Origin of the sequence: Tibeticola sp., from assembly GCF_022759015.1 — a bacterium.
GTDB lineage: Bacteria > Pseudomonadota > Gammaproteobacteria > Burkholderiales > Burkholderiaceae_C > Tibeticola > Tibeticola sediminis.
This window is the reverse complement of record NZ_JAEMQB010000088.1, coordinates 1-13339: the sequence shown is the minus strand read 5'-3', so window position 1 is coordinate 13339 and position 13339 is coordinate 1. Positions and strand designations below refer to the sequence as shown.

10 protein-coding genes and 2 tRNA genes are annotated in these 13339 nt (G+C 66.4%); 8 read left to right on the top strand and 4 right to left on the bottom strand.

Features of this window, described 5'->3' with window-relative positions:
• The 4 genes from JHC36_RS05480 to rimO all read left to right on the top strand — a co-directional run.
• Positions 1 to 1504 (top strand): RelA/SpoT family protein (locus tag JHC36_RS05480; RefSeq protein WP_287916822.1); only part of this gene is annotated, 1504 nt, incomplete at its 5' end.
• 85 nt (positions 1505 to 1589) lie between these two features.
• A tRNA-Val gene (locus tag JHC36_RS05475) sits at positions 1590 to 1666 on the top strand.
• A gap of 124 nt (positions 1667 to 1790) precedes the next feature.
• A complete protein-coding gene (gene phaR / locus JHC36_RS05470) occupies positions 1791 to 2330 on the top strand; it encodes a polyhydroxyalkanoate synthesis repressor PhaR (protein WP_287916819.1) in 540 nt (179 codons plus the stop codon).
• A gap of 27 nt (positions 2331 to 2357) precedes the next feature.
• Positions 2358 to 3767, top strand: a complete 1410-nt coding sequence (gene rimO, locus JHC36_RS05465; protein ID WP_287916816.1) for a 30S ribosomal protein S12 methylthiotransferase RimO — start codon at positions 2358 to 2360, stop codon at positions 3765 to 3767.
• Positions 3768 to 3930: 163 nt separating this feature from the next.
• Here the strand turns inward: rimO and JHC36_RS05460 are convergent.
• A tRNA-Leu gene (locus JHC36_RS05460) sits at positions 3931 to 4015 on the bottom strand.
• Positions 4016 to 4048: 33 nt separating this feature from the next.
• On the opposite strand from JHC36_RS05460, the gene rnr reads away from it, so the two are divergent.
• The gene (gene rnr / locus JHC36_RS05455; protein WP_287916813.1) at positions 4049 to 6346 is read left to right on the top strand and encodes a ribonuclease R; all 2298 of its coding nucleotides are present in this window, start codon (positions 4049 to 4051) and stop codon (positions 6344 to 6346) included.
• A 26-nt stretch (positions 6347 to 6372) separates the two neighbouring features.
• Here the strand turns inward: rnr and JHC36_RS05450 are convergent, their stop codons facing one another.
• From JHC36_RS05450 to JHC36_RS05440, 3 genes are read right to left on the bottom strand one after another with little or no spacing between them, the layout of a single operon-like run.
• A complete protein-coding gene (locus JHC36_RS05450; RefSeq protein ID WP_287916811.1) occupies positions 6373 to 7887 on the bottom strand; it encodes an NAD(P)H-hydrate dehydratase in 1515 nt (504 codons plus the stop codon).
• A 25-nt stretch (positions 7888 to 7912) separates the two neighbouring features.
• Positions 7913 to 9172, bottom strand: coding sequence for a D-amino acid dehydrogenase (locus JHC36_RS05445; RefSeq protein WP_287916808.1), 1260 nt, complete (start codon positions 9170 to 9172; stop codon positions 7913 to 7915).
• Between the two features lie 49 nt (positions 9173 to 9221).
• The gene (locus JHC36_RS05440) at positions 9222 to 10619 is read right to left on the bottom strand and encodes an amidase (protein ID WP_287916805.1); all 1398 of its coding nucleotides are present in this window, start codon (positions 10617 to 10619) and stop codon (positions 9222 to 9224) included.
• Positions 10620 to 10829: 210 nt separating this feature from the next.
• On the opposite strand from JHC36_RS05440, the gene rpsB reads away from it, so the two are divergent.
• The 3 genes from rpsB to pyrH all read left to right on the top strand — a co-directional run bounded on the left by rpsB (position 10830) and on the right by pyrH (position 13323).
• Positions 10830 to 11576, top strand: coding sequence for a 30S ribosomal protein S2 (rpsB, locus tag JHC36_RS05435; RefSeq protein WP_124219629.1), 747 nt, complete (start codon positions 10830 to 10832; stop codon positions 11574 to 11576).
• 78 nt (positions 11577 to 11654) lie between these two features.
• Positions 11655 to 12551: a translation elongation factor Ts gene (gene tsf, locus JHC36_RS05430; protein ID WP_287916803.1), complete on the top strand. Its 897-nt coding sequence runs from the start codon at positions 11655 to 11657 to the stop codon at positions 12549 to 12551.
• 49 nt (positions 12552 to 12600) lie between these two features.
• Positions 12601 to 13323: a UMP kinase gene (gene pyrH / locus JHC36_RS05425; RefSeq protein ID WP_287916800.1), complete on the top strand. Its 723-nt coding sequence runs from the start codon at positions 12601 to 12603 to the stop codon at positions 13321 to 13323.
• Positions 13324 to 13339: the final 16 nt, after the last annotated feature.

Genomic DNA, 13339 nt, shown 5'->3' with positions numbered 1-13339 from the left:
GCGCCTCGAGCGCGAGCTGAGTGCTCTCGGCATTCGCGCCCGCGTCGAGGGCCGGCCCAAGCACATCTACAGCATCGTGCGCAAGATGCGGGGCAAGGGTCTGGATTTCAGCCAGGTGTTCGATGTGCGAGCGCTGCGCGTGATCGTGCCGCGCCTCGAGGACTGCTACACGGTGTTGGCCTGGGTGCATGAGCACTTCACGCCCATCCCCGAAGAGTTCGACGACTACATCGCCAAACCCAAACCCAACGGCTACCAGTCGCTGCACACCGTCGTGCGCGATCCCACCGACGGCAAACCGATCGAAATCCAGATCCGCACCGAGGCCATGCACGCGCATGCCGAGCACGGCGTCGCCGCCCACTGGGCGTACAAGGAGGCCGGCACCAAGGGCTATGCCGGCGTGAGCGCGTCGAGCGGATACGACGCCAAGATTGCGGTGCTGCGCCAGCTGCTCGCGTGGGAGCGCGATCTTTCGGGGGCCGTACGCGACAAGGGCCTGTTCGACGACCGCATTTATGTGCTCACGCCCGACGCTGCGGTGATCGAGCTGCCGCAAGGGGCTACACCGGTCGATTTCGCTTATGCGGTGCACACCAACCTCGGCCACCGCTGTCGCGGCGCGCGGGTCGACGGCGCGATGGTGCCGCTCAACACGCCGCTGAAGAACGGTCAGACGGTCGAGATCGTGGCGGCCAAGGAAGGTGGGCCGTCGCGCGACTGGCTCAACCCCGAACTGGGTTTTTTGGCCAGCCCCCGTGCCCGCTCGAAGGTGCGCGCCTGGTTCAACGCCCAAATGGCCGAGGAGACGGCCGCGCGCGGTCGCGAGGCGGTCGAACGCCTGCTGCAACGAGAAGGCAAGACCAGCATCAAGCTCGAAGATCTCGCCTCGCAGCTCGGGTTCAAGTCGGCGCAGGCCATGTTCGATGTGGTCGGCAAGGATGAATACTCCTTGCGCAACATCGAGGCCTTGCTGCGCCCGAGCGCCGCCACCGAAGACGATTCCGAGGCTCAGCTGTTCCGCAAGCTCCGCAGCGGTCCGGAGAAGGCAGCGAGCGGCGGCGTGTTGGTGGTCGGGGTCGACTCCTTGCTGACCCAGCTCGCGCGCTGCTGCCGCCCCGCGCCGCCAGATGCGATCAGCGGTTTCGTCACCCGCGGCAAAGGGGTGAGCGTGCACCGAAGCGACTGCAGCAACTTCCGGCAAATGGCTTTGCGCAACCCCGATCGGGTCATCCCGGTGGCGTGGGGACGGTCCGCGGCGTCGGGCGCTGCGGTGTATCCGGTCGACATCGCGATCGAGGCCGTCGACCGGCAGGGGCTGTTGCGCGATATTTCCGAAGTCTTTGCCCGCGAGCGCATGAACGTGGTTGGCGTGCAGACGCAAAGCGTCAAAGGCATCGCGTGGATGACTTTCACGGTCGAGGTCTCGAGTGCGACGCGGCTCGGTGCTGCGCTCGCGGCGGTGCGCGCCGTGGCTGGCGTGCGGCGGGCGCGTCGCCGTTGACGCCGCGAATTTTTTGCATCCGCATCGTGGCGCAGAGCCGGGGGACGCTTGGTTTGCTGCTATACTAGCGGCTTCAAACGATCTTAGGCGCGTAGCTCAGCTGGTTAGAGCACCACCTTGACATGGTGGGGGTCGTTGGTTCGAGTCCAATCGCGCCTACCAATCTTTCTTCTTTCCGCACAGCGGCCCGGGTATCGCCGGAGTGGCTTGAGTGTGGGGGTTCTTGGAATGCGTGCTGTTTGCCCGATTGGGCGCGGCGCCAGAGAACCAGCCGAGGAGTGTAACCGTGTCTGCACCAAGACCAGCCTCTGCCGCCGGGAAAGCGCCTGTGCGCATCATCAAAAAATATCCCAATCGCCGTCTCTACGACACCGCCGCATCGAGCTACATCACGCTGGCCGAAGTCAAGCGGCTCGTGATGGCCGGCGAGCCCTTCGTCGTGCGTGACGCCAAGACCGGCGAGGACCTCACCCGCAGCATCCTGCTGCAAATCATCCTCGAGGAAGAAGCGGGCGGCGCACCGATGTTTTCCGAGGCGGTGCTGGCGAACTTCATCCGGTTCTACGGACACGCGATGCAAGGCTTCATGGGCGCCTATCTCGAAAAGAACGTCCAGGCCTTTGCCGAGCTCCAGGCCAAGCTGTTGGAACAGGCCAAAGGTCTTTCGCCCGAGGCACTGGCGCAGTTTCTGAGTCTTCAATCTCCGATGGTGCAGGCCATGATGGGCGCTTATGCGGAGCAGTCGCGCACTGTGTTTCAGCAGATGCAGGAACAGATTCAAAAGCAGACCGAGCAACTCATGGGCGCCTTTGGCCTCAAGCGTTGAGCCCGCCCTGACCCCGCCATGGACGCCATGAACGAACCAGCCCCGTCGGCGACGGTTGCCAGCGTCGCGGATGCACCGCGCATCGGCTTCGTCAGCCTCGGTTGCCCCAAGGCTTTGACCGACTCCGAGTTGATCCTCACGCGCCTGAGCGCCGAAGGCTACCGCACGAGCAAGACGTTCGAGGGTGCCGATCTGGTGATCGTCAACACCTGCGGCTTCATTGACGATGCGGTCCGAGAAAGCCTCGACGCCATCGGTGAAGCCCTGGCCGAAAACGGCAAGGTGATCGTCACGGGCTGCCTGGGCGCCAAGACCGGCGCGGACGGCGGCAATCTGGTGCGCCAGATTCACCCGAGCGTGCTGGCAGTGACGGGCCCACATGCGACCGACGAAGTGCTCGATGCCGTCCATGCGCATTTGCCGCGGCCGCACGACCCCTTCATCGACCTCGTGCCCGGAGCGTTTGGCGAAGCGGGGCTCAAGCTCACGCCGCGGCATTACGCTTACCTCAAGATCAGCGAGGGCTGTAACCACCGCTGCACCTTCTGCATCATCCCGTCGATGCGCGGCGACCTCGTGAGCCGCCCCATCGGGGACGTCCTGCGCGAAGCGCGCGCACTGTTTGAAGGTGGCGTGAAAGAGTTGCTGGTCATCAGTCAGGACACGTCGGCCTACGGTGTGGATGTCAAATACCGCACCGGCTTTTGGGAGGGGCGTCCCATCAAGACGCGGATGACCGAGCTGGCCCGTGCCCTGGGTGAACTGGCCGCCGAACATGGTGCCTGGGTGCGCTTGCATTACGTCTATCCCTACCCACATGTGGATGAGGTCCTCGAGCTGATGGCCGAGGGGCTGGTCTTGCCGTATCTCGACGTGCCGTTCCAGCACAGCCACCCCGAGGTGCTGCGCCGGATGAAGCGGCCGGCGAGCGGCGAACGCAACCTCGAGCGGATCGAGCGTTGGCGTGCCATGTGCCCCGAACTCGTGATCCGCAGCACCTTCATTGCGGGGTTTCCCGGCGAGACCGAGGAAGAGTTCGAACATCTGCTCGACTTCATCCGCGCGGCACGGATCGATCGCGCCGGGTGTTTTGCGTACAGCCCGGTGCAGGGCGCTGCGGCCAATGCGCTGCCGGGCATGCTGCCCGCGGCGGTGCGTGAGGAGCGGCGATCGCGCTTCATGGCGGTGGCCGAGGCGGTTTCGGTCGAGAAGCTGCGCGGGCGCATCGGGCAGACGCTGCAGGTGCTGGTCGACTCTGCGCCGGCGCAGGGCCGACGGGGCGGGGTGGGCCGCAGCTATGCCGATGCGCCGGAAATCGACGGCACGGTGCGGCTGCTGCCGCCGGAGAAGATCAGCAAGACGCTCAAAGTCGGGGAATTCACCCGCGCCCGGGTGGTCGACGCACAAGGGCATGACCTCGTGGCGGTGCCGGTTTGATCGGTGCCTTGGTGGGGTTCCGCTGGCTGATGCTCGCTGGCGGCCGATGGCGCGAATCGATGACGGCATCGGCGCTGCTGAGCGTCATTGCCAAAAACAAAAAAGCCGCTGGGGTGGCCAGCGGCTTTCAGATTCGAAACCGATCACTCGGTTTGTTTAAACTTGGTGCCCAGGAGAGGACTCGAACCTCCACGCCTCTCAGCGCTAGTACCTGAAACTAGTGCGTCTACCAATTCCGCCACCTGGGCATCTCAGGAAGTAAAGGATTATATATCAAAAATTTGACTCAAACCAGCGCGTTGCTGGATGAAATCGAGGGAACCGTCCAAGGTCATCGCGACGGGCATGGATTCGTCGTTCGAGACGATGGCGGGCCGGACATCTACCTGCCGCCCAATGAAATGCGCGCGGTGCTGCACAACGACCGGGTCAAGGTTCGTGTGGTGCGGACCGATCGACGCGGGCGCCCGGAAGGCCGCGTGCTTGAAATCGTCGAACGCCCGGCACAGCCGATCATCGGTCGGCTGCTGCACGAAGGTGGGGTTTGGCTCGTCGCGCCCGAAGACAAGCGCTATGGGCAGGACATCCTGATCCCCAAAGGCGGACTCGCGGGTGCCCAGGTCGGGCAGGTGGTGGTGGTCGAGCTGACCGAGCCGCCCGCTTTGTTCGGCCAGCCGGTCGGGCGCATCCGCGAGGTGCTGGGCGAGATCGACGATCCCGGGATGGAGATCGAGATCGCCGTGCGCAAGTACGGCGTGCCTCATGTCTTTTCGGACGCCTGCATCGCCGAGGCGCGCAGCCTGCCTGAAACGGTCCAGCCGCAGGACAAAGTCGGGCGCGTGGACCTGACCGATGTTCCGCTGGTCACGATCGACGGTGAGGACGCACGGGACTTCGACGATGCGGTCTATTGCGAGCCGGCGCGGATCGGCCGCGCCAAGGGCTGGCGCCTGATCGTGGCCATTGCCGATGTGAGCCACTACGTGCGCAACGGCAGTGCGATCGACATCGATGCGTACGAGCGGGCGACGTCGGTTTATTTCCCGCGGCGGGTCATTCCGATGCTGCCCGAGAAACTCTCCAACGGTCTGTGCTCGCTCAACCCGGAGGTCGAGCGGCTGTGCATGGTCTGCGACATGCTGATTACCGCCAAAGGCGAGATTCACGCCTACCAGTTCTACCCGGCGGTGATGTTCAGTCATGCGCGCTTCACCTACAACGAGGTGGCGGCGATTCTGGCCAACACCCGCGGGCCGGAAGCTCAGCGCCGCAAGGAACGTGTGCCGGATCTGCTCAACCTGCATGACGTGTATCGCGCTCTGCTTTCCCAGCGGATCCAACGGGGGGCGGTCGATTTCGAGACCACCGAGACGCAGATCGTTTGCGATGAGGCGGGGCGGATCGAGCGCATCGTGCCGCGCACGCGCACCGAGGCGCACCGCTTGATCGAGGAGGCCATGCTCGCTGCCAACGTGTGCAGTGCGGACTTCATCGACCAGGGCAAGCACCCGGGGCTGTACCGGGTTCATGAAGGGCCGACGCCCGAAAAGCTCGAACTGCTGCGCAACTACCTCAAGGCGCTCGGCGTAGGGCTCACGCTCGGCGAGCGCCCGGAGCCGGGCGACTTCCAGCGCATCGCCGAGGCTACGAAAGACCGGCCCGATGCGCAGCAAATTCACACGATGTTGCTGCGTTCGATGCAGCAGGCGATCTATTCGCCGGTGAACAAAGGGCATTTCGGGCTGGCTTATCCGGCCTACACCCATTTCACCAGCCCGATCCGGCGCTACCCGGATCTGCTGGTGCACCGGGTCATCAAGGCCTTGCTCGCGGGCGAGCGCTATCAACTGCCCACGCTGCCCATACCCGGCGAAGCGCAGGCCAAGCTGGCCCGCCGGCTCGAAAAAGGCCAGGCGCCGCGCCCGGGGCAGGTCGCCGCGCCTCGGCCCAAACTCAGCGGCGAGATGTTGGCCTGGGAAGCCGCCGGACTGCATTGCAGTGCGGCCGAGCGTCGCGCCGATGAGGCCAGCCGCGATGTCGAGGCGTGGCTCAAGTGCGCCTACATGCGCGAGCATTTGGGCGAGGAATACGCCGGCGTCGTCACCGCCGTCACGGGTTTTGGCATTTTCGTCACGCTCGACCAGATGTATGTCGAAGGCCTGGTGCACATCACGGAGCTTGGCCAGGAGTATTTCCGCTTCGATGAGGTCCGCCAGGAACTGCGCGGGGAACGGACTGGCACCCGGTACGCGATCGGAAGCCGGGTTCGTGTGCAGGTGAGCCGTGTCGATCTCGATGGCCGGCGCATCGATTTTCGTCTGGTGCAGGAGGGCGAGTCGGGCTCGGGGCGAGCGGGCCGCAGCAGCGCGAGCGCCGGCCGGGTGCGGGATGAGTCGGGCGCGAGCGGTGCCGAGCCCGCAGCCGCCGACACCGAAGGTCGCCCGCGCGGCGCGGGACGCGGTCGGCGCGGCGACTCGGGTGCCGCCGGACGGGAAAAGCCCAAATCGAAAGGCGCTGCAGCACCGGCGCCCCAGCCGGGTGCGGCTCCGAAGCAGCGCGGGCGTAAGTCGCGGCGCTGAGGCAGGGCTGAACAGCGGCCTCTGTGCTAAGGCTGCAGCGCTTGGGCCAGCCGGAGCGCGGTCAAGGCTTGTGCCGGCGGGAAATGATCGGCGGCGGCGCCGTGCTCTTGCACGGCGGTGACGGCCGCCTCGAAGGGGTCGGGCACGACCGCGAGTCGCGCACCGCAGAGGCCGGCGAGCACGTCCCCGGTACCGCCGGTGGCTAGGCGCGCATTGCCGGTCGTGTTGATGACGGGCGTTCGATCGGGTGCGGCGATGATGCTGCCTGAGCCTTTGAGAATCACGGTGCAGCCGAAGGCAGCGACCAAGGCCCGCGCGGCTGCGATTCGGTCGGCTTGAACGGAGTGCGCATCGGTGCCGAGCAACCGCGCCGCTTCGAGCGGGTGCGGCGTGAGCACGGTGGCCCGATGGCTTTGTTGCCGGCGCTGCAGGCGCGTGCGCAGTTCGGCGTCGGCCGCGATGCGGTTGAGCGCATCAGCATCGAGCACGAGGCGGGCCGAGTGCTCGAGGACCTCGGGCAAAACCGCGCGCACCGCCTCGCCACCACCGCAGCCGCAAACCACGGTGCTGCGCTGCAGGTCGATCGCTTCGAACCGTCGCAACATCAACTCGGGCTGTTCGGGCAGGGCGGAAAGCGCGCCCTCGTCCAGCAGGCACAGCATGACCCGGCCGGCACCGGCATGCAGCGCGGCGGTGGCTGCCAGCTGCGCCGCGCCCGTCATGCCCATGCCGCGCCGCGCAAGACCTTCGCCGCCGATGACTGCGATGTCACCCCAATGGCCTTTGTGACTCGCTTGTGGTCGGGCCGGACGGGGGGGCGTGGCGCGCAGCTCCGCCACGGCGCTCTCCGCAGGGGGCGGCATGTCGAGGTCATCCCACCACACGGTACCCGCCGCGTCGCGGCCGAGGGCCGTGAAGAGCCCAGGCTTGAGGGTCAGGAGGCTCAAGGTGAATTTCGCATGAATGACGCTGGATCCCGGCGCCAAATGGTCGCTTTGTGCTCCTGAAATCAGAGTGGAGCCGGTGTCGGCGCTCAGCCCCGTGGGAACGTCGACCGCGAGTGTTGGCGCGGCGGAGGCGTTCATCGCCGCGATCCACTCGGCCATGCGATCTTGGGGCGCGCGCTGCGCGCCGATGCCGAGCAGCGCGTCGATGCACAGATCCCGTGGCGTCAGGCCGTCGGGCGGCGCGGGCGCGAAGCCGACGCTGGCGGCCTGTGCGCGTGCCAGCGACGCTCGGGTGTCCGGGCTTGCCCGGTCGGGGTCGCCCAGCCAGGTTAGGACGACGGACGAGCCGAGGCCTTGGAGCTGGGCCGCCGCTTCAAGGCCGTCGCCGCCGTTGTTGCCGGGGCCGCAGGCGATCCAGATCGTCCGGGCATGCGGAGCGAGCGCGCGCGCGAGGCGGGCCACCGCGAGCCCGGCGCGTTGCATCAGCGTGTGCGGCGGCAAGATCGCGGCGGCCGCGGCTTCGATGGCGCGCGTGGCGGAAACCGCATGGAGGGGCAGAGGCCGAGAGGGATCGGGGACGGCAGGGCGCAACATGGCGCGATTGTGCCGCGAGGCCCGTTCAGCGCCGCAGGCCGAGCCGTTCGATCCCCAGGCCTTCGAGCTCGATCTCGGGCTTGCGGCCCGCGATGCGGTCGGCCAGGGCCCGAGCGCTGCCGCAAGCCAGCGCCCAGCCGCTCGACCCGTGGCCGAGGTTGAGCCACAGCCCGGGCAGGCCGCTTGGGCCGATCACGGGCGGTCCGTCGGGCAGCATCGGGCGTGCGCCCCTCCATTCCTGCACGCCGTGGGCATAGTCGGCCGCGCCGGGAAACCAGTCTTGCAAGACCTTGTAGAGCGTGCGCAGCGCCTTGGCGTCCATCCGGCCTTGGGGTGCGCCCAGTTCGGCACTGCCCGCGACGCGCACCCGCTGCCCGAGCCGTGAGATGGCCACCTTGTAGCGTTCATCCATCACGGCGCTGCGCGGCGCGTTCAGGGGTTCGCGGATGCGCGCGGTGATCGAATAGCCATGCACCGCTGCGAGCGGCAGCCGTATGCCCAGCGGCCGCAGCAACGCATCCGAGGCCACTCCGGCGCAGACCACGACGGCATCGAAACTTTGGGGGGCGGGCTCGCCTTCGACCCGGACCATCGGACTCGGCGTCATCACCAGAGCGGTGACCTTCGCGCGGAACGCGAACCGAACGCCCCGTGCCCGCGCCCGTTCGCGCAGCAGCAGGGTGAACTGGCGGCAGTTGCCCACCTCGTCGTCGGGCAGGTGGATGGCGCCGGCCAGGGGCGTTTGGGCGCTCAACGCGGGCTCGATGTGCCGCGCCTGGGCAGCGTCGATTTCGGCGTAGCGGATTTCCGCTGCGCGCAGCAGTTCCAAGCCCGAGCGGGCCTGTTTCAGGTCCTCTTCGGAACGCAGCAGCACCAGATAGCCTTCGCTGCGTTCGTATTCCAGTCGTTCCTGGGCCGTGAGCCGATGCAGCCGCTCGCGGCTGTAGAGCGCCAGCCGCTGCATGTGCGCGCGGTTGCGGGCCGAGCGCTCCCGTTCGCAGGCGCGCCACCAATTCCAGGCCCATCGCCACTCGCTGAGCGACAGGGCGCCGTGCAGCCGCACGGGTGCATGGGCTCGAAACAGGTCGACGAACACTTTGCGGCGCATGCCGGGCGCGGCCCAGGGCGTCACATAGCCGGGTGCGATGACGCCGGCATTGGCAAAGCTCGTTTCCTCGGCGACGCTGCCGTGACGCTCGAAGACGGTGACTTCGTGGCCGTCGCTGGCCAGCTCAAAAGCGGTGGTCACGCCGATCACACCGGCGCCCACGATGGCAATTTTCATGAATTGGGTCATTTTGCCGGCATCGCCGGCGTCAATCGGTGCTTTGTTGCTATTTTATTTGAAGCGACTCCTCGACCCGGAGGCCGAGATTGAGGATCGCTTCGTCGCGCATGGCCGGTGCCCAAAGCATCAGCCCGACCGGCAGTTCGTCCGGCGTGTGGCAGGGCAGCGTGAGCGCGCAGCCGTCGAGCATATTGACCACGCTGGTGTGGCGCAGCAGCAAGGCGTTGACGCGAAAAAATTCGGCATCCCGCGCCGCGTCGAGCGCAGCGTCGCGACCGTCCGCGGGCGCCACGTCGGCCAGGCGGGGAGCGACGATCGGCGTGGTGGGTGAGAGCACGGCGTCGTAGTCGCGCAAGGCGGCCTCCATGCGCGCGATCCAGCGCCGGCGCCCCGCGATCAGCTCGATGTAGGCGTAAGCGGGCACCTCGGCTCCGCGCAGGATGCGCGCGGCCACCCGCGGGTCGTACTCGGCCCCGCGCTTGGCGATGCGCTCGCGATGCCAGGCGTAGCTTTCCACCGGCGAAAAATGGGCGCGTGCGGTCAGCTCCGTCAGTTCGTCCAAAACCGGAAGGTCGATTTCCTCGACTTGCGCCCCCGCTTGTCGCAGTCGGGCAAGGCTGCGCTCGAACGCGCGGCCGACCGTCTCGTCGAGCGCTTCGAGCATGGGGTGGCGCACCACCGCGAGCCGCCAGGCGGCGAGCGGCGCCGCCGTGCGCGTGACCGTACGCGCGGCGAGCAGCTCGTGTACCAGGATCGCGTCGCGAACGCTGCGGGTGAGCGCGCCCACCGTGTCGAGCGTGATCGACAGCGGCACCGTGCCTTCGGTCGGCACGCATCGGGCGGTGCCCTTGAAACCCACGATGCCGTTGAGTGCCGCCGGAATGCGCACCGAGCCCCCCGTGTCCGAACCCAGGCCGATCAGCGCCGCGCCCGTGGCGACCGACACCGCAGCGCCCGAAGACGACCCGCCGGGCACGCGCGGCTCATCCGGTGCGCCGACTGTCTGATGCCAACGCCCGTCGAACGCCGCGGGCGTGGGGTAGTGCGGGTTGGTGCCCACGCCCGAGAACGCAAACTCGACCATGTGTGTGCGGCCGATCAAGCTGCCCCCGCCCGCCAACAGCCGCGCCACCGCCGGTGCGTGCTGCGTCGCCGGCGGCTCGTCGGCCAGCACGCGCGAGCCCGCGCGCGTGACCTCGCCGGCGACATCGAACAAGTCCTTCACGCTGAACGGCAATCCAGCCAGCGGGGGCAGCGGCCGGCCCGCGCGCAGGTCGGCATCGACCGAAGCAGCCTGCGCACGGGCGCGCTCGGGTGTGAAGTGCATCCAGGCGGCCCGCCCGGCCGGGCTCAGCGCGCGCTCGATCGATCGCTCGACCTGCTCGGCGGCGGAGGTGTGGCCGCGCCAGATGCTCAAACGCAGGCTCGTGAGGTCGTGCGGCATGGGGCAGAGGGGCGGGATGCAGAAGGTGCGTAATGCTAGAATCGAGCGGTTTTGCAGCTTGCAGCACGAACGCTGTGGCGCTTGCCAAAACCAATCGCAAACCGGCTTATCCAGGTGTTGCGCCGGGGTGTAGCTTCAGGGAAAGACCTGTGCTCCACGGCCCGGCGCGATTTCGAGCCGGATTTTAGACCCAACCTTTGGAGTGAAAACATGAACGTCACCATGCGCGAAATGCTCGAGGCCGGTGTGCATTTCGGCCACCAGACCCGTTTCTGGAACCCCAAGATGGCTCCGTACATCTTCGGTCAGCGCAACAAGATTCACATCATCAACCTGGAAAAGACGCTGCCGATGTTCCAGGACGCGATGAAATTCGCGCGTCAGCTCTCGGCCAATCGCGGCACCATCCTCATGGTCGGCACCAAGCGTCAGGCGCGCGACATCGTCGCCGCCGAGGCGCAGCGCGCCGGCGTCCCCTACGTGACCCAGCGCTGGCTCGGCGGCATGTTGACGAACTTCAAGACCGTCAAGACCTCGATCAAGCGCCTCAAGGACATGAAGGCGCAACAGGAAGCGGGTCTGGAGTCCATGAGCAAAAAGGAACAGCTCATGTTCGCCCGTGAGATCGAGAAGCTCGAGCGCGACATCGGTGGTATCCAGGACATGAACGCGCTGCCCGACGCGCTGTTCGTCATCGACGTTGGCTATCACAAGATTGCCGTGCTCGAGGCGCAGAAGCTCGGTATTCCCATCATCGGCGTGGTGGACACCAACCACTCGCCCGAAGGCATCGACTACGTCATTCCGGGCAACGACGACTCCGCCAAGGCGGTGGCTCTGTATGCGCGCGGCATTGCCGACGCGATTTTGGAAGGCCGCGCTGAAGGCGGCTCGGCGGCACCGGCCGTCGCTGCAGGCTCCGACGAGTTCGTCGAGGTCGAGGGCTCTGCGGCCTGAGCCCAGCCCAACGCGGCGAAAGGGGCTGTTGCCCCTTTTTTCTTTGAACGAAATTTTTGAGACGATGGAGTAAGAAATATGGCTGCTATTACCGCAAGCATGGTCGCTGAACTTCGGGCCAAGACCGATGCGCCGATGATGGAGTGCAAGAAAGCTCTGACCGAAGCCGATGGCGACATGGCCAAGGCCGAGGAAATCCTGCGCGTCAAGCTCGGCACCAAGGCAGGCAAGGCGGCATCGCGCGTCACCGCCGAGGGCGTCGTTGCCGCGAAGGTCGACGGCACCCAGGGTGCACTGGTCGAAGTGAACTGCGAAACCGACTTCGTCAGCAAGAACGACAGCTTCCTCAAGATGGCTCAGGCGGCCGCTGAGCTCGTGGCGCGCCACAACCCGGCGGATGTGGCGGCTTTGGCGGCCCTGCCGTATGAGCAAGACGGCTTCGGCCCGACGCTCGAGGATGTGCGCAAGGGCCTGATCGGCAAGATCGGCGAGAACATGACCTTCCGCCGCTTCAAGCGCTTTGATTCCGGTGCCAAGCTGGCCGTCTATCTGCACGGCACCCGTATCGGTGTCGTGGTCGAATATGAGGGGGACGACACCGCGGCCAAGGACGTCGCGATGCACGTCGCGGCGATGAAGCCGGTCGCGCTGAGCAGCGCCGATGTGCCGGCCGAACTCGTCGAGCGTGAGCGTGCCGTCGCGACGGCCAAGGCCGCCGAATCGGGCAAGCCCGCCGACATCGCAGCCAAGATGATCGAAGGCTCGGTGCAGAAATTCCTCAAGGAAGTCTCGCTGCTCAACCAGCCGTTCGTGAAAAACGACAAGCAGACCGTCGAGCAAATGCTCAAGGGCGCGAACACGACGGTCAAAGGCTTCACGCTGTTCGTCGTTGGCGAGGGCATCGAGAAGAAATCCGATGACTTTGCGGCCGAAGTCGCGGCTCAGGTCGCAGCTGCGAAAGGTGCCACTGCCTGATCGGCGGCGGTTCGTGTCGGCTTCCAACCTCAGACCCGGGACCCTCGCCATGGCTCCAGTGCAAACGGCTCACCATCGCATCCTGCTCAAGCTGTCGGGCGAGGCATTGATGGGCGATGACCCCTACGGCATCAATCACGCGACGATCCAGCGGATCGTCGGCGAGATTGCCGAGGTCACGCGTCTCGGTGTCGAACTGGCGGTCGTGATTGGTGGCGGCAACATCTTCCGCGGCGTCGCCGGCGGCTCGGTCGGCATGGACCGTGCCACCGCCGACTACATGGGGATGCTCGCCACCGTCATGAATGCCCTGGCGCTGGCCGACACCATGAACAAAGCCGGTCTGACCGCGCGGGTGATGTCCGCCATCGCCATCGAGCAGGTGGTCGAACCGTATGTGCGGCCCAAGGCCTTGCAATATCTGGAAGAGGGCAAGGTGGTGGTTTTCGCCGCGGGAACGGGTAACCCATTCTTCACGACCGACACCGCCGCAGCCCTGCGTGGCGCGGAAATCGGCGCCGATGTCGTCCTCAAGGCGACCAAGGTCGACGGCGTCTACACTGCTGACCCGAAAAAAGATCCCACTGCCACGCGCTACCACCGTATCAGCTTCGACGAGGCAATGGCGCGCAATCTGGGCATCATGGATGCGACCGCCTTCGCGCTGTGCCGGGATCAAAAATTGCCGATCAAGGTGTTCTCGATCTTCAAGGCCGGCGCGCTTCGACGCGTCGTGCTCGGTGAGGATGAGGGCACTCTGGTTCACGTCTGAGAGGCTGAGAGGGAAT

Bases quoted from the DNA above. Each gene is read 5' to 3' on its own strand.
- JHC36_RS05445 (WP_287916808.1), bottom strand. From the start codon at position 9,172: ATGAAAATTGCCATCGTGGGCGCCGGTGTGATCGGCGTGACCACCGCT.
- rpsB (WP_124219629.1), top strand. From the start codon at position 10,830: ATGAACGTCACCATGCGCGAAATGCTCGAGGCCGGTGTGCATTTCGGC.
- pyrH (WP_287916800.1), top strand. From the start codon at position 12,601: ATGGCTCCAGTGCAAACGGCTCACCATCGCATCCTGCTCAAGCTGTCG.
- JHC36_RS05440 (WP_287916805.1), bottom strand. From the start codon at position 10,619: ATGCCGCACGACCTCACGAGCCTGCGTTTGAGCATCTGGCGCGGCCAC.
- tsf (WP_287916803.1), top strand. From the start codon at position 11,655: ATGGCTGCTATTACCGCAAGCATGGTCGCTGAACTTCGGGCCAAGACC.
- rimO (WP_287916816.1), top strand. From the start codon at position 2,358: ATGAACGAACCAGCCCCGTCGGCGACGGTTGCCAGCGTCGCGGATGCA.
- JHC36_RS05450 (WP_287916811.1), bottom strand. From the start codon at position 7,887: ATGTTGCGCCCTGCCGTCCCCGATCCCTCTCGGCCTCTGCCCCTCCAT.